We start from the raw sequence: 22,404 nt of genomic DNA, 5'->3' as shown, positions 1-22,404 counted from the left end.
CGGCACGCCAGATGCTGCCGGGCAACGTTGTTCCCTTTCCAGGTAGGCCCGATGTACGGCGAGTTCAGTCTCTACGGTGTGTTCGTTCCCACCCTGCTGGCGTTGATGACGCTGGCGTATCTGCTCAACAGCGCGATCGGCGCGCTGCTGACCCGCGCGGGCGCGTACCGCCACATCTGGCACCCGGCGCTGTTCAACCTGGCGCTGTACATCGCGCTGCTGGGCGGCCTGTTTTCTCTCATGCGGTGGATGCAATCGTGAAAAAGCTGATCAAGACCGCCGGGCCGGCGCTGCTGACCCTGGCAATGGTGGTGGTGGCTGCGTTGGTGCTGCAGCATCTGTGGCGCTATTACATGGACGCGCCGTGGACGCGCGATGCCCACGTAGGTGCCGACGTGGTGCAGGTGGCGCCGGATGTGTCCGGGCTGGTGGAGTCGGTCGCCGTGGCCGACAACCAACCGGTCACGCGCGGGCAGCTGCTGTTCGTGGTGGACCGCGCGCGCTATGCGATCGCGCTGGAGCAGGCGCGCGCCGCGCTGGCCGAGCGCCAGGCCACGCTGAGCCAGTTGCGCCGCGAGATCGCGCGCGACCGCAGCCTGCAGGACCTGGTCGCCGCCGAAGACGCCGAGGTGCGCCGTTCCAATGTGCAAAAGGCCCAGGCGGCAGTCGCCACCGCGCAATCGGCGGTGGACCTGGCCCAGCTCAACCTGGACCGCACCCAGGTGCGCAGCCCGGCCGATGGCCACGTCAGCGACCGCACCGTGCGCGTGGGCGACTACGTCACTGCCGGGCGCCCGGTGGTGGCGGTGCTGGACACCGGCTCGTTCCGCGTGGATGGCTATTTCGAAGAAACCCGCCTGCAGGGCGTGCACCCCGGCCAGCGCGTGGACGTGCACCTGATGGGCGAGCCGGTCACGCTGCATGGGCATGTGCAGAGCATCGCCGCCGGCATCGAAGACCGCTACCGCAGCGGCAGCGCCGGTGCATTGCCCAACGTCACCCCTGCGTTCGACTGGGTGCGGCTGGCGCAACGCATCCCGGTGCGCATCGTGCTGGACCGCGTGCCTGCGCACGTACAGTTGATCGCCGGGCGCACCGCCACGGTGAGCATCCTGCCCGACACAGCCACAGCCAATGCAACCCCGGCCGCCGCGCCTGCCCGCGTGCAGGCCAAGGCGGCGCCATGAAACGCGCCGTGTTTCGCCATCTCGGTCTGGCGGCCGCGCTGACTGCAGTGAGTGCCTGCAGCACGGTCGGCCCCAACTACGCGCTGCCGGACAATGCGGCCTACCAGCGGCCGGCGGCCAATGCCGCCTTTGTCGACACCGGCAACGACCAGGTGCAGCCCGGCGCCGCGCTGCCGGCGCGCTGGTGGGCGCTGTACCAGGACCCGATGCTCGATGCCCTGGTCGAACAGGCCCTGCGCGACAACGTCGAGCTGAAGGTGGCCGGCGCCAACCTGCGCCGCGCCGCCGCGGTGTACGAACAGGCGCTGGATGCCGGTGGTTTCGATTACGAGGTGGACGCCGGCGTCAGCCGCGCGCAGGTCTCGGCCGAGGCGTTCCTGCAGCAGGAAAAGCTGCCGGTGTTCAACCTGGCCGATGGCAAGGTCGGGGTGTCGTATCAGTTCGATCTGTTCGGCAAGCTGCAGCGCGGCGCCGAAGCGGCGCACGCCGATACGCAGGTGGCCCAGGCGGCGATCGATCTGGCGCGCGTCAACGTGGCCGCGCAGGTGGCCGGCAGTTACGTGGAGATCTGCCACGCCAACCACGAGCTGCACGTGGCCGAGCATTCGCTGCAGTTGCAGCAGCGCAGCCGCCAGATCACCCAGCGCCTGATCGCTGCCGGCCGCGGCACGCCGCCGGACCTGGCGCGCGCCACCGCCCAGGTGGCGATGCTGGAAGCTTCGCTGCCGCCATTGCGCGCGCGCCGCCAGGCCGCCGGCTACCAATTGGCCGCACTGCTGGGCAAGACACCGAGCGAGGTGCCGGCCGGCGTGGACAGCTGCGACCACGCGCCCGCCCTGCAACGGCCCATCCCGATCGGCGATGGCCGCGCGTTGCTGGCGCGTCGCCCGGATGTGCGCCAGGCCGAGCGCCGGCTCGCCGCCGCCACCGCACGCATCGGCGTGGCCACTGCCGCGTTGTATCCGGACATCCGCCTGGGCGGTTCGATCGGCGCCACCGGCCTGCTGGCCGACATCGGCGAGCCGGCCACGCAGGCGTGGTCGTTCGGCCCGCTGATCTCATGGACGCTGCCGTCCAGCGGTGCGCGTGCACGGGTGCGCGCCACCGAAGCCGGTGCCGACGCGGCGCTGGCGCAATTCGACAACACCGTATTGCAGGCCCTGCGCGAAGTGCAGACCACGCTCTCGCGCTATGCGCAGGATCTGGACCGCCTGCACCTGCTGGAACAGGCGCAGCAACAGGCCGAGCTCGCCTCGGCGCAGAACCGGCGGCTGTATCAGGGCGGGCGCACGCCGTATCTGTCCAGCCTGGATGCCGAGCGCACCCTGGCCACCGCCGACATGACGCTGGCCAATGCGCAGGCGCAGGTGTCGCAGGACCAACTGCAGCTGTTTCTGGCACTGGGCGGCGGCTGGGATGCCGCTGCCGGGCGCAGCGACACCACGGCTGCGCGATGATCCCCCTGCTGCGCGATCGCCAGGCCTGGCTGTTTTCGGCCAAGACCTTCGCCGCCTCGATCGCGGCGCTGTACGTGGGGCTGGCCGGCAATCTGTCGCGGCCGTACTGGGCGATGGCCACTGTCTACATCGTCTCGCAACCGCTGCTCGGGCCCACCCGCGCCAAGGGCGTGTACCGCGTGCTCGGCACGCTGCTGGCCGGCGCGGCAACCTTGGTGATGCTGCCGAATCTGGTGGAAACGCCCCTGCTGCTGAGCGCGGCGATGGCGTTGTGGCTCTCGGCCTGCCTGTTCCTGGCGCTACTCAATCGCGGCCCGCGCGGTTATGCGTTTTTGCTGGCCGGCTACACCACCGCCTTCATCGGTTTCCCGGCGGTCACCGCACCGGAAGGCATCTTCGACACCGTGGTGGCGCGCAGCGAAGAGATCGTCCTGGGCACGGTGATGGCGGTGCTGTTTGCCGCGCTGGTGTTCCCTGCATCGGTGCGGCCGATGCTCACCGCACGCATCGGCAACTGGATGCAGGATGCGGCGCAGTGGTGCCGGCAGGTGCTGCAGCGCGGCCCCGCGCACGCACCGCGCAACCGCCTGGCGGCCGACCTGGTGCAGTTCGAGGCCTTGATCGCCTTCGTGCGCTACGACGACCCGCGCCATGCCGGTGCCGCCCCCGCGCTGGAGCAGCTACGCGCGCGCATGCTGATGCTGCTGCCGGTGCTGTCCTCGATCACCGACCGGCTGGATGCGCTGCACGACGACACCACCGCCCAGCCTGAGCTGGCTGCGCTGCTGCACGATATTGTGGCCTGGGTGGATCCCGGCGACGGTGCCACGGCTGATGCTGTCGACGTCGATGCCTTGCGCGCCCGCATCGCCGCGCTGCGCCCCCCGGTGGATCAGCACATCGCGCATCTGCTGCTGGCCAGCCTGTTGCTGCGCCTGGAAGAACTGCTCGACCTCTGGCAGGACTGCCGCGCGCTGGAGCAGGCCCTGGTACAAGGCACGGCGCCCGCAGCGCTGCGGGCAATGCCGAATGCGGCAAGACCGGCGATCGCGATACCGGCCGCGACGGCCGCCTCACCCGAGCGGGCCGCCACGGTGCGGAGCGCAACCGGATCGGCTTGGCGCGTACGCGCCGCGTTGCATCGCCTGGCAGGTTCACGCAACGACGCTGCGACGGCTGCCTCGGCCGGACCGGTCGCAGGCGCACCGCCCGAACCCGGCACACCTCCGCACACGCGCACCTCGCTGCTGCAACGCCTGCGCGGATTACCCAGCGACACCGCCGATGTGCCTGCACGCGGCGGCACCACGCGCCACATCGATTTCGGCATGGTCGCGTTTTCCGCCGCCAGTGCCGGCTTCGCGTTGATGGCGTATTGCGTGCTGTGGATCGGCATCGGCTGGGAGGGCGGCGGCAACGGCGCCATGATGGCCGCGGTGACGGCCGCGTTCTTCGCCGCGCAGGACGACCCCGCGCCCAGCATGCTGTCGTTCCTGACCTGGGCGGTGGTGGCCAGCGTAGTGGCCGGTATCTACCTGTTCGGCATCTTTCCGGCCATCCACGATTTCCCGATGCTGGTGCTGCTGCTGGCGGTGGTGTTCCTGCCCTTGGGCGCGCTGCTGCACCGCCCTGCCAGCATGCTGATCGCGCTGCCGCTGGTGGTGAACCTCACCGCCCTGCTCAGCCTGCAGAACACCTACAACGCCAATATCCAGAGCTTCGTCAACGCCGCGGTGGCCATGGTGCTCGGTATTGGTTTTGCCGTGGTGCTGACGCGGCTGTTCCGCTCGGTCGGCGCCGAATGGAGCGCACGCCGGCTGGTGCGCCAGGGCTGGCGCACGCTGGCCGCTGCGGCAGAGGGCCATGGCACGCAGGACCGGCAGCACTTTGCCGCCCGCATGCTGGACCTGCTCGGCCTGCTCGCACCGCGGCTGGCACTGACCCCGGAAGGCAGCGACCTGGCCTCGGTGGATATGCTCAACGAAGTGCGCGTGGGCTTGAACATCCTGCAACTACGCAGCGCGCGGCATGGGTTGCCGCAGCCAAGCATTGATGCAGTGGACGCGATTCTGGCCGAGGTTGCGGCGCATTATCGGCAGCAGGTGGCGCACAAGCGGCCGTTTCCGGGGCCCAACTCTTTGCGTGATCGTCTGGATATATCGCTGACGCGTGTGGACAAGGTGCCAGCAGGCACGTATCGCGATGAAGCGCTATTGGGGTTGATCGGGCTGCGTTACAGCCTGTTTGCAGAGACAGTACAGCGACGCGAAGACATCAAGCACGAGCCGTCTGCTTTAGCCCCTCTCCCCTCGGGGCGATAAGGCACTGCTTGCGCGCCACTGGCGCGCGTGCCTTGGAGCGCCCGCGCCGCCAGCGCGGGCCGGGGCGCGGAGCGGGGGTTGGGGTGAGGGTACGAGGCAAAGCCACTCAGCAATGGATGACGCGAGGCTTCGCCCGTACCTCATCCGCCCTTCGGGCACCTTCTCCCCCATGAAGGAGGACAATGTCCCGAAGGGAGAAGGCAGAAGCAGCCCAGTCAGCCCGCGCGCATCACCGCTTGCGCTGATGCATCGCCGCTTCGTCGTCCAGCCAGTTGCTGCCCTTGTTGGTCAGGAAGAACATGTAGACCACCAGCGACACCGCGATCACCGCTGTTGCGTAGATCACGAATTCGCTCACATGGTTGGTCTTCAACGAGGCCTGGTACAGCAACGGCGCGGTACCGCCGAACGCGGAATTGGCCAGTGCATAGCCCAGGCCAACGCCAAGCGCACGCACATGGGTGGGGAACAATTCCGCCTTCACCACCGCGTTGATCGAGGTGTAGCCGGTCAGGATCACAAAGCCCACGGTAAGGATCGCAAACGCGGTCAGCCAATCGGTCTGCTTGGGCAGTTCCATCACCAGGAACCAGGTATAGAGCACGCCGCCGATGCCGAAGAACACCAGCAAGGTCTTGCGCCCCACGATGTCCGACAACCAGCCGCCCACCGGCTGCATCAGCATCAACACCGTCAGCGCCACCAGGTTGATGATGGTGCCGGCCATCACGTCGCCACCGGCGAACGCGGTCTGGATCATCTTCGGGCCGGTCACCGAATAGGTGTAGAACGCGATCGTGCCGCCGGCGGTGATCAGGAAGCACAACAGCAGCGGACGCCACTGATTGACGAACAGCTCGCGCATCGAACCGGAGGCCCTGGCCTTGCCGGTACGCGAATCGGCGATGGATTCGGAGCTCAACGACTCGTCCATGGTCCGGCGTAGCCAAAACACCACCAGCGCACCGATACCGCCCAGGCCGAATGCCACGCGCCAGCCCCACGCCGACACCTGCGACGCATCGAAGAAATGCAGCATCACCAGCAAGGTCGCCTGCGCCAGCACATGCCCACCGACCAGGGTGACGTAATGGAACGAGGACAGGAACCCGCGCCGGCCCGGAATGGCCGCTTCGGACATATAGGTTGCGCTGGTGCCGTACTCGCCACCGGTAGCAAAGCCCTGCAGCAGGCGCGCCAGCAGCAAAATGATCGGCGCGGCAATGCCGATCGTGGACACGGTCGGCGTGATTGCGATGACGAACGAGCACACCGCCATCAACGACACCGAAATTGTCAGCGCCAAACGGCGGCCGTAACGGTCGGCGAAACGGCCGAAGTACCACGCGCCGATCGGGCGCATCAAGAACGTCATCGCAAAGATCGCCCACACGAACATGGTGGCGTTCTTGTCTTCCTTGGAAAAGAACTGCGATTCGAAATACGTGGCAAACACCGAGTAGACGTAGACGTCGTACCACTCGACCAGATTGCCGGCCGATCCCTTGAGCGTATTGGACACCGAGCGGCGAAGGCTACCGGGTGCTGCGCCAGAACCGGCGGCGATCGGAGACGATGGGGGTGCGCTCATGCGGTGGATTCTCTTGGGTGGGACAGCCCCGGAGTATAGGTGCGCGCTTGTGTGACGCATGTAAGCATTTCGGCGCATATACAGCGGCAAAGTGCACGCCGGGGCCGCTCGCTTCAGTCCGCTTTCGGGGTCGGTGCCGCAAGCGATTTGCTGTACATCCCGGAGCGATCGAAGCAGCACGCACGCCGCTTGCCGGCCGCGAGCATGTCGCAGGCGGTGGCGACGCGCCTGACCCGCGTGTCGGCCTTCTTGCCCGAGACGATCCAGAAGATCCAGTCGCGCCGCGCCACTGCGGTGATGTCGTCCCAGGTCGCACGTGCGGCCGGATGCGCGGCCAGTGCGGCGTGAAGATCGTCCGGCACGACCGGCTCGGGTTCCACGTCCACCGGCGCGATCTCCAGTGCCACCGTCTGCCCGGCCGCAACGCCCGTCGCCTGCTGCAGCGCGCGATCAACCCTGAGCCAATGCCCACCCTGCCCGTCCGGCTGCAGGGTCGCCTGCAAGCGCTGCCCGGCCAGGGTGCCCGCCACCGTCACCATGCTGCGCGTGGGCAGCCTGTCGCTGGCCGCCATAGGCAGCACCAGAAACAGCCAGGACGCGCCAGCAGGCGCTGCCGGTGCCAGCAACGTAGCCTTGAAGCGGATGGTGGCAACGGCGTTGACCATGCTGCGGACCATAGCACCGCAAGATCGCCACACGCAGCGCTGCAGAACCGACCACATGCAGCGCGACGCGGCAGCCTTGTCGAGGTCGCATGTCGTGCAGGTGCGTGCCTTGCCCCTACGATTGAGTGCGACACGGCGGTCCCAACGCGCCGCGTTTTACGCCGGCGCGATGCGCTTGGTCTTCCTCATCCATGCCGCGCCCTTCACACCCCCCATGCCGTCCGCCTTGCCAGAATGCCGGCCGCTTGTGGCCGCAATGGCAGGGGAACCGGAGTTGGATGCATGACATGGATCATCGTGGCCACGGTCGTCATCACGTTGGTGATGGGGCTGCTGGCGCTCAACTTCGCCACGCCTGAGAAAAAGCTCCAGCACATTCCCGGCCATTGCTATGACGTGTCCGACCCGCAGTTCAAGCGCGAGATGTCGGTGTTGCTGGGGCCGGCGATCCTGCCCGGCAACAAGATCGATGTGCTGCAAAACGGGCGCGAGATCTTTCCGGCGATGCTGGCCGCCATCCGCGCCGCGCAGCACACCATCACCTTCGAGACCTATATCTACTGGTCGGGCGAGATCGGTCGCGAGTTCAGCGAGGCGCTGTCCGCGCGCGCGCGCGCCGGGGTCAAGGTGCGCGTCACCATCGACTGGGGCGGCAGCTTGAAGATGGACCCGTCGCTGGTGGAGGAGATGACCGAGGCCGGCGTGGAAGTGCATCGCTACCGTCCGCTGACCTGGTACAACCTGCATCGCGTCAACAACCGCACGCATCGCAAATTGCTGGTGATCGATGGCCGTCTCGGCTTCACCGGTGGCGTGGGCGTCGCCGACCAGTGGATGGGCGATGCGCAGGACCCGGACCACTGGCGCGACTCGCACTACCGGATCGAAGGGCCGGTGGTGGCGCAGGTGCAGGCGGCCTTCAACGACAACTGGATCAAGAGCACCGGCCGCGTGCTCAACGGCGCCGAGTATTACCCTGAGCTGGCACCGGCCGGCGACAGCGATGCGCAGCTGTTCGTGGCCTCGCCCGCCGGCGGCAGCGAGAGCATGCACCTGATGTACCTGATCGCCATTGCCGCGGCGCGCACGTCCATCGATCTGGCTGCAGCGTATTTCGTGCCGGATGCGTTGATCACCCGCTCGCTGCTGGAAGCGCGCAGCCGCGGCGTCAACATCCGCGTGCTGTTGCCCGGCAAGCATATCGATGCGATCTCGGTGCGGCTGGCCTCCAAGGCCAGTTGGGAGCCGCTGCTGCAGGCCGGCATCGCCATCCACGAATACACGCCCACCATGCTGCACACCAAGCTGCTGATCATCGACGGCCTGCTGGTGTCGGTGGGCTCCACCAACTTCGATATCCGCTCGTTCCGCCTCAACGACGAGGCCAGTCTGAACGTCTACGACCGCACCCTGGCCGCGCGTATGACCGAGGTGTTCGAGGCCGACCTACAACGCGCCGAGCGCTACACGCTGGAGCGGTGGCGCGCACGCCCACTGCGGCAGAAGCTGGGCGAGAAGCTGGTATTCCCGTTCCGCTCGCAGGTGTAGTGCGCACGGCGTCCGCGGTCAGCAACACCACCTCACAGCGGCGCGGTAGTTCCGGCCTGCAGACGCAACTGGCGCAGGCGCCACCACACCCCGCCCACGTGGACCAGCGAATACAGCACCAGCGCCGCGGCGATGCCCAGGGTCAGCGCGCTGGCCTGCGAACCGGCCACCGTCGCGCCCTGGCTGAAGGCGCCCGAGGCCCAACGCCAGGCCAGCCGGCCCAGCAACACCAGCATCAAGGCAGCGCCGATCCAGGGATTGGGCGTATACCAGCCGCGCCCGTCCACCCACTCGGCATGCGTATAGCGCAGCGACAGCGCACCCAGCCCCATGCCCACCAACGTGCCCACGGCAATGCCGGCCCGCACCTGCGGCAAGCCGTAGACCGCATACGCCAGCGCCGCGGCCGCGACGATCAGCACCACGCTGCGCACTGCCGTGCTCGCCGGCTTCCACTGCTGGCGGCCAAAGCTGCGCCGGATGCGCCGGTAGTAGAGGTAGCCAATGGCGGCCATCGAGAGATACGGCGTCAGCGGTGCGATGGCAGCGGCGGGCATGGCGGTTCCTTTGCGGGTGGGTTGAAGCGACCGACGCAGAATGAAACCAGCCATCGGCGCGAACAAGGTGCCAAGTGTCACTTTCTGCAGGCGGCGGCGTGGCGGCCGGTCGCCGGCAAGCCGCCGTCTCGCCGGGCTGTACGCACGTAGACCACCGCAGCGGGTGCGTTCCCGCCCCGGCCGGTGAACGCCGCAAACGCGCGTCGGCGGTTGCCACACGCGAACCGGAGCGGCACAGGTAGACTTGCGCGCAGTGTTCCCCACCGCAGTGCCATGTCCGCCATCAAGCAAGACGCCCACACGCTGATCGACACGCTGCCCGACACGGCCGGCTGGGACGACGTGGTCCGCATCGTGGGCGATGCCAGCTTCCAGGCTGCGGTGCAGGACGGCATTGCCGCCGCAGAGCAGGGCGCGTTTGCCGCACCGGCGCAGGTCGGCGCACTGTTCGCCAGGTGGGGCGTTGATGTTACGGCGTGACTGGACCGTCCCGGCCGTCAAGCAGCTTGCCCACGCCCAGGATCACTACCACGCGCTCAACCCGGCCGCGGCCGCCGCGATGGGCCGGCAGGTGCTGGAAGCCACCCGCACGCTGGCCGAGCAGCCCGGCCGTGGCCGTGCCGGCCGGGTGCCTGGCACTCGCGAGTGGGTGGTCAGGCAAACCCCGTACGTGCTGGTGTACCGCGTGCGCGACGACGCGCTGCAACTGCTGCACGTCCACCTCGACGCCAGCGACTGGCTGCCGCGCACCGAGCCGCTGATCGAACGTATCGAGCCGTGGATCGCCGCGCTGATCAGCGCACTGCTGCACGTGCTGATGCTGCTGATCCTGCTGTCGGCCTCCACCCCCACCGTCACCCCGCCGCAGGGCTCGCCCAGCGGTGGCCGCACCAAGGTGGACTTTGTCGGCGACACCAGCCAGCCGCAGCAACCCACGCCCTCGCCCACTCCCACGCCGCCCTCGCAGACCCCGGCCCCGGTGCAGCCGCCGCCGGCCGCCTCGCCGGTGCAGTCCACCCTGGTCCAGAACGCCAGGAACCCGGTGCCGCCGGCGGGCGACACCCGCCGTGGTGGCCTGACCGAACAGCGCCAGACCCGCCCCGTGCAGCGCCCCACCCCGCCGCAACCGCCGGCCGAGCCGTCGTCGCCGCCGCAGCGTCGCCCCGAGACCTGGACCGGGCGCCCACCGGGCATGCTCGACGAACCCGCCGACTCCGCCGAAGACGGCACCGCCTACACGCCCACCATCAGCGAAGGCCGCCGCCGCGACCGCAACAACGCCCAGCCCAGCCTGGATATCGGCGGCTTCCAGGTCTATTACGACGTGCGCAGCGAAACCCAGCTGCGGGTGTGGAAGGAACAGGGCATGCAGGAAATCGCCATCATCCTGCCCGGCACCCAGCAGCGCATGGTCTGCCCGCTGGAGGTCGCCCTCAAACGCGGCTCCAGCAAATGCCGCCTGCTGCCACCGGACTCGCCGGAGCTGAAGACCATCGGCGACGCCCGCGAGGTCATCAACATGATGGAGGTCTACAAGCAGGGCGAACCGGTGTGGCGTGGGCCGGGGCCGTATCGGTAAGGGGTGGGGCTGGGTTGGCCCCGGATTCCACTTACCTGCTAATGCGGGAATGACTGCATTCGATACCGGGCGTGCTGACGTTGCCTGAGTGCTTGCACTTCTCTAAAGTGCAAGCAACCTGATGTCACCGGGAGGACCATATGCCTTCTTTCACCGTCCGCAATATCCCAGACGACGTGCATCGCGCGATCCGCGCGCGGGCTGCACTCCACGGCCGCAGTACTGAAGCAGAAATCCGCGCGATCCTTGAATTGGCGGCCAAACCCGCCGACCGGGTCAAGCTCGGTTCCCTGCTGGTAGAGATCGGTCGCGATGCCGGCCTGACTGCCAGGGAAGCCGACGCCTTCGACAAATTGCGCGACAAGGCCGCGATCAAGCCGATCCATCTGAAGTGATCCTGCTCGACACTAACGTCGTCTCAGAGCTTTGGCGGCCCAAGCCCAATCCGTCCGTCCTCGCCTGGATCGATGCGCAGGCCATTGAGACGCTGTTCCTGTCGGTCGTGACGGTGGCCGAATTGCGCTTCGGTATTGCCGTGATGCCCGAGGGCAGAAAACGATCCACGTTGCATGCACGGCTGGAACGCGATGTGTTGCCACTGTTCAACGGGCGCCTGTTGGCGTTTGACCTGGACGCATCGCACGTATTTGCGGCGCTTGCATCGAAAGCCAAAACTGCAGGGCTCACGCTTGGGCGCGCCGACGCCTACATCGCTGCGACGGCGGCCGCGCATGGATTGGCCGTTGCCACTCGCGACACGGCACCGTTCGCGGCGATGGCATTGGAGGTCATCAACCCGTGGAATTGAGCTGTCGCGTGCGGTGATAAACCGGCATTTCGGCGCCGATTCCTAACGCACTGTTTTGAAAGCAGCAACCGAACGAGCCGAAGATGTCTTCAGCCCGTTCGTCAATTAGCCGGCGGTTGCAGCCATCACGTCCCCTGGTCTTTGCCGAGCTTTGTACCCAGTGACCCCTTGAACGGCGCCGGATTGCTGGTGACCAGGCAGTTGTAGGCTTTGTCGCTGTTGAGCACCAGCACGGACGACTGCGGTCCCTTGAAATCCAGCCCTACCGAGAACAGCACATACGTGTTGGGCAGCGCGCTCGGTCGAAATGCCCCGAAGGCATACTCGCCAGACAAGCCCAACGGCGACAGCGGCACCGTGAGCACCAGCGGCTGCGTGGCAACCGGAGAGGGCAGCGAGGAAGAAGCAGACATGATCTTGGACTGCACGTCGATGGAGTACTTGGTGGTGACCGTCACCCCCAGATACTTGGAATCTGGTGCCGACACCTGTTTGCGACAGGCCGCAATATCTTCCGGCTTCTGATCCTGCTGGCCCGTCTGCAGCGTGGCAAAGACATGGGTCAGCGTGACCTTGTCCGCTCCGGTGACCGGTGCTGCAATGGCAGCGTCCATGCACAGCGCGGCGGCGACGAGCGAAAGGCCACATGCCGCAAGCGCACCGCGATAACTGGTTTTACGTTTCATTTCGATCACTCCTTGGTCTGCGATGCAAGGTGCCGGCAGCGGCTCTTGCGCGGCTAACGCTTGCGTCTTGAATGGAAGTCGCAACGGCACCTGTGCATAACGCCAAGCGGCAGATGATCGATTGCGTACGATGACACCATGTGCGTGTGTGTGGGAGCACCACACCTACGCCACCCAGCTGGCCACGCCGCTGGTGTGTGCATCGTTGAAGACCAACACCTCGCAAACCCGGCAAATCGTCTCAACGACTTCGTTGCGTGATGCAGTTTGGAGTTCGGAAGCAAGCACCGTGCTCCATCGCTCACATCAGACATCCATCAAGATAGAACGGTTGCCTGGAATAGCTCGCAGACATCTGATCCATATGACCAGCTGCATCAGGAGATCGCCATGCCATACATCATGCTAAACCGTTGGGCTGCAACCTTCGCATTCATAGGTATCGCGATGCTCTCACCTTCGTCCTGCATCAATGCAGAGACGGCACGCACCGCTTCGAAGCAGGATGGCATCCCGAAAGCAGAAGCCAGACCCATGCTCGACGAAATTTATGCGTCCCAACAACCCCTTCGACTCCAGCAGATCGACGTGAGCAGCATCGTCAGCAAATACATACAGCTGTCTACAGCAAGAGCAACGGTGCTGAAGATGTTCGGCAATTCTCCAACCTCAAGGATCATTGAAGACACTGCAGGCAAGCTGGTCGTCAGGGACAACAAGGGTCAGGCGATCATGGACCCCGATGCGCGCTCCATCGTGATGACTTTTTCCTTGGATTCCAGCGGCAAAGTGACGCACATCGACGCTGTCTGCATCAAAAGCCAGTAATCCAACCAAGCACCCCATGGCCGGGAAAACCGACGTAAGAACCGATGACGGCCATCTTCAACGCAACGTTGCGATCGCTTTCAATGCGTCTGTCACGGGATCAAACACGATCTGCCGTAGCAAGCGCGCCTCTCCGGGAACAAGCGGAATCTAGCGCCAACATTAGATTGGCTGTCTGTCAGGCACTTACCGGCTTGAAACCAACGCTGGCTTTTTTTACTTGAGGCTGGCCCAGCTTCATGCTGGCGCTTTCGCTGCTCGCGATGCCGCTGGAGCCGGGTCCGGTTGAGGAGGTGATTCCTGGACAGGCAGCTCAGCTACGGAGACCATATGTCGCACTTCGCACCCGACCAACCGGAACTGGCTACAGTCTGCGCAGGGCCATCTGCGCCCACTCCATCCACCTGGGTTTCAAAGGATCTGCATGTCCCTACATCGTCTTGCTCCGCGTGTGGGCCTGGCCGTTGGCCTGCTGTGCGCCTGCACCGTGCAGGCCGCCGCGCCGGCGCCGGCCCATCGCTTGCTGCGTGTCACCCTGGGCGGTGCCACCGACCAGCCCACCTCCGGCCGGCTGCTGGTGTTCGCCACGCTGGCCAAGGATGCCCAAGCCCAGGCCAAGCAGTCCAGCAAGGACGGCAAGGCCGGCAAGGTGGAGGCGGTGGATACCAACCCGTTCCGGCCCAGCGCCACGGCGGTGGCAGCGCAGGAGGTCAGTGGCCTCAAACCAGGCGCTAGCGTGCAGATCGATCTGGACAACATCGCCTTCCCCAGTGGGTTCTCGGCATTGCCGGCTGGCGAGTATCTGTTTCAGGCCGTGCTGGATCCGAACCACAGCTACGGCTACATGGGCCGCGATGGCGGCGACCTGCTGAGCGCCGTCACGCCGGTCACCCTGGGCGGCAAGAATGCCGCGCTGCCCGCGCTGACGCTGAGCACGCAGGTGCCGGCCTCGGACGACCCGTGGCAGGTCTCGCCGCGTGCGCCGCAGGCCGTGCGCGATGCCGTGCCCGAGGCCAGGCTGCATAGCGCCGATGCGTCGCTAGTCAGCCCCGCGCTGAGCGCGTTCTGGGGCCGGCCGGTTTCCCTGCGCGCGCGCGTGCTCACCCCGCCCGGCTACGACGCCAAGGCGGCAACGCGCTATCCCACCGTGTATGTCACCCATGGCTTCGGCGGCAACTACAACCGCTTTGCCGGCAGCATCGCGTCTACCTGGGCGGCGATGGCCGCCAAGCAGATGCCGCCGATGATCTGGGTGTTCCTGGACCAGTCCACGCCCACCGGCACCCACGAATTCGCCGACTCGGTCAACAACGGACCCTGGGGCACCGCACTGACCGAAGAGCTGATCCCCGCGCTGGAACGCCAGTACAAGATGGACGGCAAGGCCAAGGGCCGGTTCTTGAACGGGCATTCGTCCGGTGGCTGGGCAACGCTGTGGCTGCAGACGCGCTACCCCAAGCTGTTCGGCGGTACCTGGTCCACCTCGCCCGATTCCAGCGATTTCCATGACTTCACCGGGCCGGATCTGTACGCGCCCAATGCCAACGTCTACCGCCGCGCAGACGGCAGCCAGTTCCCGCTGATCCGCGACCAGGGCAAGGTGGTGGCCGATCTGGAAACCTTCGCCAAGCTCGAAGCGGTGCTGGGCCAGCACGGCGGCCAGTTCACCTCGTTCGACTGGGTGTTCTCCCCGCGCGGGCCAGACGGCCGGCCGCTGCCGATGTTCGACCGCGACACCGGCGCCGTCGACCCGGCCGTAGTGGCCTACTGGCGCGACCATTACGACATCGCCGCACGGGTGGCGGCGCAGTGGCCCACGCTCAAACCGGATCTGGATGGCAAGATCCACCTGATCGTCGGCACCGCCGACACGTTCTACCTGGATGGCGCGGCGCGCAAGTTCCAGGCGGTGCTGGACGGCCTGGGCGCCAAGAGCGACTTCCGCTACCTGGAAGGCCGCACCCACTTCGACCTGTACAAGGAGGGCGACGACAGCAACGCCCTGATGAAGAAGATCGCCTGGGAGATGTACGCGGTGGCGCGGCCGAAGCGGTAAGCGCGTCGCTGCACGTACCCGCACGCTGACTGGCGTGCCGGCCGTACCCGCCACGTGCGGCCGGAGTGACAGGTCTGGCGGTCACTGCGGTGTTGCATGCCGCAGATCGCCTGGCCGGCGGAACTGCCCTGGTGCGCGCACGCCCCAAGTGTTCGATGCCAGCCTCTGCTGCATCAAGCTATTTCGACTTCAAGCGCTTCAAGCTTGCCTCGACCTGCTCCGGGCTGAGGTCGTTGGTCGGATCGAAACCGATCGTTGCCTGCATTTGGCTTCTGACAGGCAGGCCCTCGTTGTTCAATGCAGGTGCATATCGCCACACAAGCACGCCATCGGTCGCTACCTTGTCCAGCTCAGCGCTCCCACTGCTCTCATGAAGGGACGGATTAGTCACGGTCCCATCCTGTTCCACCCAGAATCGCACCTTCGCTTCGCCACCCACTCCTGTCAGAAGAAGACGTATGGGGTAGCGAGGGACAGGCGTACGCAGTGCGACGGGAGCACGCGCATGGGAATTGACCTGAGTTGATGGCTGCACATCCTGTGCTTTGGCAAGGCCGCTTGAGGCGATCATCAACATCGCCGCATAGACCGCCAACGATTTTCTAGACAACTGGGATCATCCTGATTATGGGTATCGAAGTCGCAGCACTCGGGCGGCGACGCGTTGTCGAAGCCGGTGACATCACGCCGAACGCTTGGGCAGCTCCCACTCCAGCTGCTGCCTGAGCACCAGCAGCAGCACCTGCAGGCGGCCGCTGCGCACCAGGGCGGCCGGCGTCTGCCCGTCCAGTGCGTTCATGGGCTTGCGGAACCAACCGATCAGCGCGGCATTGTTGCCGCCGTTCAAGGCCCAGGCGTGGCAGACGATCTCGCCCAGGGCCTCGATGCCGGCGCTGCCCAGTAGCTTGATGTGCTCCGGCGTAAAGGCGAACAGCGACAGCACCAGCTCGGCGTCGGCGGCCTTGCCGTGGTCGACCTCCATCTGCTGGCTATGCGCGGTGCTGTAGATGGACGCCTGCGCACGGAAGTCTTCGGCACGCCGCATGCCGGTGAGCAGTGATGCAATGAGGTCGGCGCGTTCCATGGGGCAATCCAGCGGTGTGATTGCGCGCACGCTATCCGTGTCATCACTGCGGCTCAATCGGGAGTCTCCTGACACGCGCTCTCAGCGTCAGCAACCGTTGCGTTACGCAGCGGCTGGACGCTGCGGCGTTAATGCCCTGGCGGCGGCGGTCTGGTTGCGGTGTGCATGCACCCGCGGCCAGGCGGCGCCGGCCTTCGCCGTGTTTAACGAGGGGGTTGCTAGGCTCCGGGCGCGTCACTGGCAGCAGCCTGCACGTCAACGGGCTGCAGTATTGGAGTGTCACCTCATGAGGAGTTGTCAGATGCCCTGGAAATCCGCGCTCACCGTACTTGCCCTGTCCACCGCCGCGCTGCCGGCGCTGGCCCAATCCGACCGACAGGTCGCTGAAGACATGATCACCCGCTCGGCCAATGTCTGCCCCGGCCACAGCACCGAGCGCACCAGCCCCACCGTCAAGGCCGTGCCCGTCGGCGCGTTGCGGGTGATGCTGGAACGCGGCCTGGTCATGTGCCCGGACCGCCGCCTGGACGCGGCCGCCCCGGCCGTGTTCTACGGCCGCCTGGGCGTGTTCGCCTGGAACCCGGAAGTGCCGGCCGCCAAGACCGTGATCGTCCAACAGATCGGCACGATGACCCGCAAGGACGACTACCCCGTCGAAACGCTGGTGTGGGATGCCAAGGGCACCGCGCTCAAACAGCAGACCGTGCCGATGTTCGAGCCCAGGCCGGGTGCGGCGGTGTTGTACAAGGTGCGTTGAGTCCATGAGCGCGCGCGGTGGAATCGTCCGCGCGCTCATGCCGCCGCCGGTCGCTGGCGTGCCTAGAGACCCAAATCGGACAGGCTCGGATGCGCATCGGGCCTGCGCCCGAGCGGCCAGTGGAACTTGCGCTCGGATTCCTGGATGGGCAGGTCGTTGATGGACGAGTGGCGCGCGCGCATCAGGCCGTCGGCATCGTATTCCCAGTTCTCGTTGCCATAAGAGCGAAACCAGTTGCCGGAGTCGTCGCGCCATTCGTAGGCGTAGCGCACCGCGATGCGATTTTCGTTGAACGCCCACAGCTCCTTGATGAGCCGGTACTCCAGTTCCCTGGCCCATTTGCGCTCGAGGAAGGCCTGCGCCTGATCGCGACCGGCGACGAACTCGGCGCGGTTGCGCCAACGCGTGTCCACGCTATAGGCCTGGGCCACCTTGGCCGCGTCGCGGCTGTTCCAGCCGTCTTCGGCCAGGCGCACTTTCAGCAACGCGGTGTCGTGGGTGAAGGGCGGCAGCGGTGGGCGGGACGATGCAGACGATGACATGGCAACACTCCTCACAGAAGACAGAACAGGAAAGGAAAGGACGCTACCCAAGCAACCTGCGGGCAGCCTGTTGGGCGGTGGTTGCAGACGCCGTACCGCCAAAGACCAGCGCGACGGCAATCGCGCCGTCGATCAACACCAATAGTTGCTGCGCCAGCGCATCCGGGTCTGGCCGGCCGGTGGCCACCACCAGGCCGTGCAGATACGTGTGCAAGCGTTGCTTGTGCAAGCGTGCCGCCCTGCGGATGACATGGTCCGGGTCGCCGATTTCACCGGCCGCATTGAGAAACGCGCAGCCATGGAAGCGGTTATCGGCAAACCAGCTCTGCAACGCGTCGAAGCACGCCAGCAGGCGCGCCACCGGATCATCGCTGTGCGAGGTGGCGGCCACGAACCAGGCCATCCAGCGCTCGTCCCGGCGCAACAAGGCCGCTTCCACCAACGCGTCCTTGGTCGGATACAGGCGATAGAGCGTCTTGCGCGCCACCCCGGACGCCTTGACGATCGCCTCCATGCCGGTGGCATGAATACCGCCGGCGTAGATCAGGCGCTCGGTAGCATCGAGCAGCGCGGCGTGGGGCTCAGGTTCGGGTAGTGAGGGCTTCATGCGCGTAGAGAATGATCGTTCTCAGTAAGTTAGAACGATCATTCTCTGCTGTCAACACGGCGCCTGGCGCTGGATCGGGCTTCGGCCCGTCTTCCGTGTGTGCAAGAAGGTGGCTGCGTGGCAACCACACGCGACCGCGCGCGCAGCGGGGGTCAGCCCATCGCCGGCTTGTCTACCGCAGGCGCTGGTGTTCGCCGCACAGAGGTTGTGCATCGATCTCGTCGACGATGCCGCGCAGCGCACGCGCGGCATTGAAGATGCTCTCGCCCAGAATCGAAACGCTGCCGTTATCCAGCGCCTGGCCACTGCACACCGCCACCATGTCGCTTTGCGCAGTGATCGTGCGCAGCAGCGTGTGGAACCGGTCGATCTGCTCGATGGTGACGCCGAAGCTGAAGTGTTCTTGCTGCGTCAGCCGGTTGTTCGCCAGCACGACACCTGGCGGGCTGGCAGTCTTGCGATTTTTCAATGTCGTCATGGCACTCGCGCTCAACGTGTGCGGACGGGATGTCCGTGAGCTCACGCTAGCGCATTATTTCGGATATCTGAAAATCAGATAATGCGTACGGTTTTCAACGATGCGAGCCGTCGTGGTGCCATCGTTTCAAGTTGACTGCATTGGTCCGACGGTTGCAGTGAAATATCTCGGCTCACCGGTTATCGGATCATCAAACGCCAACGTGTGTGCGAACAGCTGCAGCGGCCGCTCAGGATCATCGGGCCGCTGGTCTTCCAGTTCGGGATAAAAGCGGTCGTGCAGGATCGGTGCGCCCAGCGCGGCCATATGCACACGCAACTGGTGCTTGCGCCCGGTGATCGGCTCCAGCCGATACGTCCACGTGTGCTCGCCGCGCGCGACCACATCGATCACCGTCTCGCTGTTCGGTTCGCCCACGCCCTCGCGCATGCGGAAGAACGGCTCGCCCGGCTCCAGCCGGCTGCGATGCACATACGGAAACGTCAGCCCCGGCAGCGGCGGTGCCACCGCCAGGTAGTGCTTGCGCATACGCCGCTCGCGGAACAGCGCCTGGTAGATGCCGCGCGTGTCCGGGTTGGCTGAGAACAACACCAACCCTGCAGTATCGCGATCAATGCGGTGCAACGGCACCAACGCAGGGTTATCCAAGCGCCGCACCAACCGCGTCAGCAACGTCTCGTGCACGTACGCGCCAGCTGGTACCACGGGCAAGAAGTGCGGCTTGCACGCCGCCACCACGTGCGCATCCGCATGCACCACGGTCTCGGCAAACGGAATGACCGGCTCATCCACCACCTCGCGGAAGTAGAAAATCTCCGCGCCCAGGCGATACGGTGCAGAGGCATCGAGCGCGCTGCCTTCGGCATCCAGCACACGCCCGCGCGCGAAGCGGTCCTGCCAGGTGGCGGCATCCACACCCGCAAAGCACGCGCACAGCGCTTCCAACACCGTGGACCAGGGGCCGGGCGGCAACTGGAACTGGCTGGCGGGGATGCCATCGAGCATCGGGCGTGCCGGAAGCATGGCCACAACAAGGCGCGCTCATACGAACAGGGGTGGCATCGTACCCTGCCCGCGTTTGCCTGCTCCGTTCGTGTGGCATAGCGGACGCAAGCGGTTGAGCGGGCAAGAGTGACTTTCGGGCGATACGCTCGACGCCGCGTTGGGCAATGCTGCGGCTCTTTGCCGAGAGATGGAACTCGATGCGTCGTCCTGCGATCTATGCCGCCCTTGCCTGCCTTGCTGCGCTGCTTGCACCGTTTGCCACCGCAGCGCAGGCGCCACCGCCGTCATTCACCGCGTGTGCCGACGCTGCGGCCCAGACATCGTTGGCCGGTAGCGACTGCCTGCTCGCCCAGGTGCCGCTGCGGCATGAAGCGCCGGATGCCGGCACCATCGACCTGTTCGTCCGCCGTTTTCCGGCAGCAGACCAGAGCAAGCGACGCGGCGAAGTCTGGCTGATTGCGGGCGGGCCGGGCGAAGCCGGCGCATCGCTGTACCCGATGATCAGCACTTACCGGCGCGCCTTTCCCGGCTATGACCTGATCATTCCGGACCATCGCGGCACTGGGCGCTCGGCCCGCCTGTGCCCCGCGCAGGAAGCGCCGCAAAGCGCAGACGGCGTGGGCCTGGCCGGCGCCGAATGGGGCCCGTGCATCGGCGCGCTGTATGCAGATGCGCAAAGAACCAAGGCCTTCACCATCACCGAAGCGGCGCAGGATCTTGCACTGCTGATCCGCCAGCAACGACGCAAGGGCAAGGTGCTGCTGTACGGCGTGTCCTATGGCACGCAGTTGGCACTGCGCACCCTGCAAGTGGCGCCCATCCCGTTGGATGGGCTGGTGCTGGATGGCCTGGTGCCACCGGAGACTGCCGCGCAATGGGACTTGAGCCACCGCACTGCCGTGGTCGATGCCGTTGGGCGCGCGCTGCTGGATGACGCACACATCGCCACCTATCGCAGCGTGCTCGATCGCAGCGACAGCGCCGCATGGCGCACGCAAATCCCCGGCAAAGACCCCAAGCGCTTTCTCGGCATGCTGCTCAACTTCCCCACGCTGCGCGACCGGATCCCCGCGATCATCGACGGCCTGGCCCGTGACGACGCCACGTTGCTCACTGCCACTATCGCCGACCTGCAGACATCACTTGCAGCCATGGGCCAAGGCGGCGACAACCAGCCCGCATTGCCGCTGGTCATGCTGATTGCCGCGTCCGAAAACAATGCGCGGCCAACCCTCACCCGCGAAACGGTCGCGGCCGAAGCCAAGGACGCCCTGTTCGTCAGCCCCATCCCCGGCCTGCTGGTGGACGCCAACCTACCCACCTACCCGCGCGATGCCTGGTTCGGCCGCAGGCCCTCCACCCTGCCACGCACGCTGATCATCCACGGCACGCTAGACCCCAACACCCCGTACGCCGGCGCGCAGGCGCATGCCGCACTGCTGAAAACGGCAGGCCCGATGACCCTCAGCACCGTTGAGCGTGGCGCGCATCTGCTCGCGTTTGCAGCCCCTGCTTGTTTTGCGAGTGCGGTTGCTGAGTTTGTGGCGGACCGGAAAGTTGCTGAGCGCTGTCGTGAGCCTGGGGAATGATGGTGGGCTATAGAACTGCCATCTTATTGCTCAGTATTTAAAGCGCTCCCCGTCTGCGGCCTACAAAGATGCGCTGATAGCGACACAAGCAAACTCAAGCATTGGCACAACGGCGAGCTCTACCGCAACGGAGCACTTAATGCAGCGCAGTTAATGGGAGATAGATAGCAACGCCGGTTGGTTTGCTGACAAACCTTGTTCCAGCGGTTATGTTCGAACCTGGAACGGGGGTTCTTGCATGGGACGCAGAAAGAAGCAGAGCGGGTTCGAAGCGTTGGCCGCATTGCCGTGGCCGGTTGGCTTCGTGATGGGAATCGCTGCATATCTGGTGGTGCGCTATGGCATCGCCTGGTGGTTCTCTCACCAGAGCGGAATGCTGTCGCAGGGCTTCGCCCAGCAATCGACTGGAATGTTCGCGCCATTGGCGTGGACGCTGCTCGGCGTCTGCTGGCTTGCTGCGCTGTTCTCCTATCTGCGCACACGCAGCCGGCGACGCTTTCTGGAAACACGCACAAGCCTGGAGAGCCTGGCCGCCGGCGGCTGGCGCCAGTTCGAACTATTGGTGGGCGAAGCATTTCGCCGCCAGGGCTACAGCGTCGAAGAAACCGGCCTGGGCGGCGCCGACGGCGGCATCGACCTGATCCTGCGCAAGGACGGCCGCCGCACGCTGGTGCAATGCAAGCAGTGGAAGCGCCAGCAGGTTGGCGTCAGCGTCGTGCGCGAAATGTTCGGCCTGCTCGCTCATCACCAAGCCCACGCGGTAAAGATCGCCTGTATCGGTACCTACACGAAAGATGCGGAGCGATTCGCTGAAGGTAAGCCGATTGAGCTAATTAGTGGCGAACAGCTGCTGAAAATGATTCAAGCGGTGCAACAACAAGTCGCAGCACAGCCGGCACCGTCACGCATCGAGCCCACTTTTACTTCTACTTCTGCTGCTTCCGCGGCCGTTGCCACATCGAGCTGCGCGCGCTGCGGCAGCGCGCTAGGGAATCTCTGAACAACGGGCCACAAAAGCGCGACACTACCGGTTGGGAGCGAGGAGGCATGCATGCAACT

The 22,404-nt window shown here is 65.8% G+C and carries 24 protein-coding genes; 14 read left to right on the top strand and 10 right to left on the bottom strand.

Annotated features, from left to right (window positions below; genetic code table 11):
• Positions 1-51 precede the first annotated feature (51 nt).
• From XnspCFBP7698_RS20840 to XnspCFBP7698_RS20825, 4 genes are read left to right on the top strand one after another with little or no spacing between them, the layout of a single operon-like run.
• Positions 52-261, top strand: a complete 210-nt coding sequence (locus XnspCFBP7698_RS20840) for a DUF1656 domain-containing protein (RefSeq protein ID WP_039413774.1) — start codon at positions 52-54, stop codon at positions 259-261.
• Positions 258-1,187, top strand: a complete 930-nt coding sequence (locus XnspCFBP7698_RS20835) for an efflux RND transporter periplasmic adaptor subunit (RefSeq protein ID WP_199680267.1) — start codon at positions 258-260, stop codon at positions 1,185-1,187. The genes XnspCFBP7698_RS20840 and XnspCFBP7698_RS20835 overlap by 4 nt, the downstream gene beginning before the upstream one ends.
• Positions 1,184-2,644 carry an efflux transporter outer membrane subunit gene (locus XnspCFBP7698_RS20830; RefSeq protein ID WP_104581775.1) on the top strand — a complete coding sequence of 487 codons (1,461 nt, stop codon included), beginning with the start codon at positions 1,184-1,186 and terminating at the stop codon, positions 2,642-2,644. The genes XnspCFBP7698_RS20835 and XnspCFBP7698_RS20830 overlap by 4 nt, the downstream gene beginning before the upstream one ends.
• Positions 2,641-4,965 (top strand): FUSC family protein, encoded by a 2,325-nt coding sequence (locus XnspCFBP7698_RS20825; RefSeq protein WP_104581774.1) that lies wholly within the window; start codon positions 2,641-2,643, stop codon positions 4,963-4,965. Before XnspCFBP7698_RS20830 ends, XnspCFBP7698_RS20825 begins: the two co-directional genes overlap by 4 nt.
• A gap of 229 nt (positions 4,966-5,194) precedes the next feature.
• Here the strand turns inward: XnspCFBP7698_RS20825 and XnspCFBP7698_RS20815 are convergent, their stop codons facing one another.
• Complete coding sequence (locus tag XnspCFBP7698_RS20815) at positions 5,195-6,556, bottom strand: MFS transporter (protein ID WP_039415273.1); 1,362 nt, start codon at positions 6,554-6,556, stop codon at positions 5,195-5,197.
• A 113-nt stretch (positions 6,557-6,669) separates the two neighbouring features.
• A complete protein-coding gene (locus tag XnspCFBP7698_RS20810; RefSeq protein WP_104581783.1) occupies positions 6,670-7,221 on the bottom strand; it encodes a YdeI/OmpD-associated family protein in 552 nt (183 codons plus the stop codon).
• Positions 7,222-7,503: 282 nt separating this feature from the next.
• On the opposite strand from XnspCFBP7698_RS20810, the gene XnspCFBP7698_RS20800 reads away from it, so the two are divergent.
• Positions 7,504-8,769, top strand: coding sequence for a phospholipase D-like domain-containing protein (locus XnspCFBP7698_RS20800; RefSeq protein ID WP_179456100.1), 1,266 nt, complete (start codon positions 7,504-7,506; stop codon positions 8,767-8,769).
• Positions 8,770-8,801: 32 nt separating this feature from the next.
• Here XnspCFBP7698_RS20800 and XnspCFBP7698_RS20795 read toward each other — a convergent pair whose 3' ends face one another.
• Positions 8,802-9,326, bottom strand: coding sequence for a membrane protein (locus XnspCFBP7698_RS20795; RefSeq protein ID WP_047695577.1), 525 nt, complete (start codon positions 9,324-9,326; stop codon positions 8,802-8,804).
• Positions 9,327-9,599: 273 nt separating this feature from the next.
• Between XnspCFBP7698_RS20795 and XnspCFBP7698_RS20790 the strand changes: the two genes are divergently transcribed.
• The 4 genes from XnspCFBP7698_RS20790 (at position 9,600) to XnspCFBP7698_RS20775 (ending at position 11,713) form a co-directional block, all read left to right on the top strand.
• Positions 9,600-9,806 carry a hypothetical protein gene (locus tag XnspCFBP7698_RS20790; protein ID WP_104581773.1) on the top strand — a complete coding sequence of 69 codons (207 nt, stop codon included), beginning with the start codon at positions 9,600-9,602 and terminating at the stop codon, positions 9,804-9,806.
• Positions 9,793-10,905: a type II toxin-antitoxin system RelE/ParE family toxin gene (locus XnspCFBP7698_RS20785; protein ID WP_123137733.1), complete on the top strand. Its 1,113-nt coding sequence runs from the start codon at positions 9,793-9,795 to the stop codon at positions 10,903-10,905. The genes XnspCFBP7698_RS20790 and XnspCFBP7698_RS20785 overlap by 14 nt, the downstream gene beginning before the upstream one ends.
• Positions 10,906-11,045: 140 nt before the next feature.
• A complete protein-coding gene (locus XnspCFBP7698_RS20780; RefSeq protein WP_047695765.1) occupies positions 11,046-11,300 on the top strand; it encodes an Arc family DNA-binding protein in 255 nt (84 codons plus the stop codon).
• A complete protein-coding gene (locus XnspCFBP7698_RS20775) occupies positions 11,297-11,713 on the top strand; it encodes a type II toxin-antitoxin system VapC family toxin (protein ID WP_104581828.1) in 417 nt (138 codons plus the stop codon). The genes XnspCFBP7698_RS20780 and XnspCFBP7698_RS20775 overlap by 4 nt, the downstream gene beginning before the upstream one ends.
• Before the next feature lie 125 nt (positions 11,714-11,838).
• Here XnspCFBP7698_RS20775 and XnspCFBP7698_RS20770 read toward each other — a convergent pair whose 3' ends face one another.
• A complete protein-coding gene (locus XnspCFBP7698_RS20770) occupies positions 11,839-12,399 on the bottom strand; it encodes a hypothetical protein (protein ID WP_081422528.1) in 561 nt (186 codons plus the stop codon).
• A 390-nt stretch (positions 12,400-12,789) separates the two neighbouring features.
• Here XnspCFBP7698_RS20770 and XnspCFBP7698_RS20765 point away from each other — a divergent pair, with 390 nt between their 5' ends.
• Both XnspCFBP7698_RS20765 and XnspCFBP7698_RS20760 read left to right on the top strand, forming a co-directional pair.
• Complete coding sequence (locus tag XnspCFBP7698_RS20765; RefSeq protein ID WP_233549049.1) at positions 12,790-13,227, top strand: DUF6393 family protein; 438 nt, start codon at positions 12,790-12,792, stop codon at positions 13,225-13,227.
• Positions 13,228-13,651: 424 nt separating this feature from the next.
• Positions 13,652-15,283 (top strand): alpha/beta hydrolase-fold protein, encoded by a 1,632-nt coding sequence (locus tag XnspCFBP7698_RS20760; protein WP_123137732.1) that lies wholly within the window; start codon positions 13,652-13,654, stop codon positions 15,281-15,283.
• 178 nt (positions 15,284-15,461) lie between these two features.
• On the opposite strand, the gene XnspCFBP7698_RS20755 is transcribed toward XnspCFBP7698_RS20760, so the two are convergent.
• The gene (locus XnspCFBP7698_RS20755) at positions 15,462-15,893 is read right to left on the bottom strand and encodes an energy transducer TonB (RefSeq protein ID WP_146093301.1); all 432 of its coding nucleotides are present in this window, start codon (positions 15,891-15,893) and stop codon (positions 15,462-15,464) included.
• Between the two features lie 72 nt (positions 15,894-15,965).
• The gene (locus tag XnspCFBP7698_RS20750) at positions 15,966-16,367 is read right to left on the bottom strand and encodes an antitoxin Xre/MbcA/ParS toxin-binding domain-containing protein (RefSeq protein WP_199680263.1); all 402 of its coding nucleotides are present in this window, start codon (positions 16,365-16,367) and stop codon (positions 15,966-15,968) included.
• A 301-nt stretch (positions 16,368-16,668) separates the two neighbouring features.
• On the opposite strand from XnspCFBP7698_RS20750, the gene XnspCFBP7698_RS20745 reads away from it, so the two are divergent.
• Positions 16,669-17,124 carry a hypothetical protein gene (locus XnspCFBP7698_RS20745; RefSeq protein WP_199680261.1) on the top strand — a complete coding sequence of 152 codons (456 nt, stop codon included), beginning with the start codon at positions 16,669-16,671 and terminating at the stop codon, positions 17,122-17,124.
• Between the two features lie 62 nt (positions 17,125-17,186).
• Here the strand turns inward: XnspCFBP7698_RS20745 and XnspCFBP7698_RS20740 are convergent, their stop codons facing one another.
• From XnspCFBP7698_RS20740 to XnspCFBP7698_RS20725, 4 genes are all read right to left on the bottom strand, one after another.
• On the bottom strand, positions 17,187-17,666 hold the full coding sequence (locus XnspCFBP7698_RS20740; protein ID WP_104581823.1) for a nuclear transport factor 2 family protein: 480 nt from the start codon (positions 17,664-17,666) through the stop codon (positions 17,187-17,189).
• Positions 17,667-17,709: 43 nt separating this feature from the next.
• Positions 17,710-18,273: a TetR/AcrR family transcriptional regulator gene (locus tag XnspCFBP7698_RS20735; RefSeq protein ID WP_104581822.1), complete on the bottom strand. Its 564-nt coding sequence runs from the start codon at positions 18,271-18,273 to the stop codon at positions 17,710-17,712.
• A gap of 172 nt (positions 18,274-18,445) precedes the next feature.
• Positions 18,446-18,751: a hypothetical protein gene (locus XnspCFBP7698_RS20730; RefSeq protein WP_199680259.1), complete on the bottom strand. Its 306-nt coding sequence runs from the start codon at positions 18,749-18,751 to the stop codon at positions 18,446-18,448.
• A 126-nt stretch (positions 18,752-18,877) separates the two neighbouring features.
• Complete coding sequence (locus XnspCFBP7698_RS20725; RefSeq protein ID WP_104581821.1) at positions 18,878-19,774, bottom strand: RluA family pseudouridine synthase; 897 nt, start codon at positions 19,772-19,774, stop codon at positions 18,878-18,880.
• Positions 19,775-19,953: 179 nt separating this feature from the next.
• On the opposite strand from XnspCFBP7698_RS20725, the gene XnspCFBP7698_RS20720 reads away from it, so the two are divergent.
• Positions 19,954-21,345, top strand: a complete 1,392-nt coding sequence (locus XnspCFBP7698_RS20720; protein ID WP_104581820.1) for an alpha/beta hydrolase — start codon at positions 19,954-19,956, stop codon at positions 21,343-21,345.
• Positions 21,346-21,583: 238 nt separating this feature from the next.
• A complete protein-coding gene (locus XnspCFBP7698_RS20715; protein WP_104581819.1) occupies positions 21,584-22,345 on the top strand; it encodes a restriction endonuclease in 762 nt (253 codons plus the stop codon).
• Positions 22,346-22,404: the final 59 nt, after the last annotated feature.

This window comes from Xanthomonas sp. CFBP 7698 (assembly GCF_003600855.1).
GTDB classification, from domain to species: Bacteria; Pseudomonadota; Gammaproteobacteria; order Xanthomonadales; family Xanthomonadaceae; genus Xanthomonas; species Xanthomonas cannabis.
This window is presented reverse-complemented; position numbering and strand designations above follow the sequence as displayed.

Bases quoted from the DNA above. Each gene is read 5' to 3' on its own strand.
- XnspCFBP7698_RS20840 (WP_039413774.1), top strand. From the start codon at position 52: ATGTACGGCGAGTTCAGTCTCTACGGTGTGTTCGTTCCCACCCTGCTG.
- XnspCFBP7698_RS20830 (WP_104581775.1), top strand. From the start codon at position 1,184: ATGAAACGCGCCGTGTTTCGCCATCTCGGTCTGGCGGCCGCGCTGACT.
- XnspCFBP7698_RS20825 (WP_104581774.1), top strand. From the start codon at position 2,641: ATGATCCCCCTGCTGCGCGATCGCCAGGCCTGGCTGTTTTCGGCCAAG.
- XnspCFBP7698_RS20815 (WP_039415273.1), bottom strand. From the start codon at position 6,556: ATGAGCGCACCCCCATCGTCTCCGATCGCCGCCGGTTCTGGCGCAGCA.
- XnspCFBP7698_RS20810 (WP_104581783.1), bottom strand. From the start codon at position 7,221: ATGGTCAACGCCGTTGCCACCATCCGCTTCAAGGCTACGTTGCTGGCA.
- XnspCFBP7698_RS20800 (WP_179456100.1), top strand. From the start codon at position 7,504: ATGACATGGATCATCGTGGCCACGGTCGTCATCACGTTGGTGATGGGG.
- XnspCFBP7698_RS20795 (WP_047695577.1), bottom strand. From the start codon at position 9,326: ATGCCCGCCGCTGCCATCGCACCGCTGACGCCGTATCTCTCGATGGCC.
- XnspCFBP7698_RS20790 (WP_104581773.1), top strand. From the start codon at position 9,600: ATGTCCGCCATCAAGCAAGACGCCCACACGCTGATCGACACGCTGCCC.
- XnspCFBP7698_RS20785 (WP_123137733.1), top strand. From the start codon at position 9,793: ATGTTACGGCGTGACTGGACCGTCCCGGCCGTCAAGCAGCTTGCCCAC.
- XnspCFBP7698_RS20780 (WP_047695765.1), top strand. From the start codon at position 11,046: ATGCCTTCTTTCACCGTCCGCAATATCCCAGACGACGTGCATCGCGCG.
- XnspCFBP7698_RS20770 (WP_081422528.1), bottom strand. From the start codon at position 12,399: ATGAAACGTAAAACCAGTTATCGCGGTGCGCTTGCGGCATGTGGCCTT.
- XnspCFBP7698_RS20765 (WP_233549049.1), top strand. From the start codon at position 12,790: ATGCCATACATCATGCTAAACCGTTGGGCTGCAACCTTCGCATTCATA.
- XnspCFBP7698_RS20760 (WP_123137732.1), top strand. From the start codon at position 13,652: ATGTCCCTACATCGTCTTGCTCCGCGTGTGGGCCTGGCCGTTGGCCTG.
- XnspCFBP7698_RS20750 (WP_199680263.1), bottom strand. From the start codon at position 16,367: ATGGAACGCGCCGACCTCATTGCATCACTGCTCACCGGCATGCGGCGT.
- XnspCFBP7698_RS20745 (WP_199680261.1), top strand. From the start codon at position 16,669: ATGCCCTGGAAATCCGCGCTCACCGTACTTGCCCTGTCCACCGCCGCG.
- XnspCFBP7698_RS20740 (WP_104581823.1), bottom strand. From the start codon at position 17,666: ATGTCATCGTCTGCATCGTCCCGCCCACCGCTGCCGCCCTTCACCCAC.
- XnspCFBP7698_RS20735 (WP_104581822.1), bottom strand. From the start codon at position 18,273: ATGAAGCCCTCACTACCCGAACCTGAGCCCCACGCCGCGCTGCTCGAT.
- XnspCFBP7698_RS20730 (WP_199680259.1), bottom strand. From the start codon at position 18,751: ATGACGACATTGAAAAATCGCAAGACTGCCAGCCCGCCAGGTGTCGTG.
- XnspCFBP7698_RS20725 (WP_104581821.1), bottom strand. From the start codon at position 19,774: ATGCTTCCGGCACGCCCGATGCTCGATGGCATCCCCGCCAGCCAGTTC.
- XnspCFBP7698_RS20720 (WP_104581820.1), top strand. From the start codon at position 19,954: ATGCGTCGTCCTGCGATCTATGCCGCCCTTGCCTGCCTTGCTGCGCTG.
- XnspCFBP7698_RS20715 (WP_104581819.1), top strand. From the start codon at position 21,584: ATGGGACGCAGAAAGAAGCAGAGCGGGTTCGAAGCGTTGGCCGCATTG.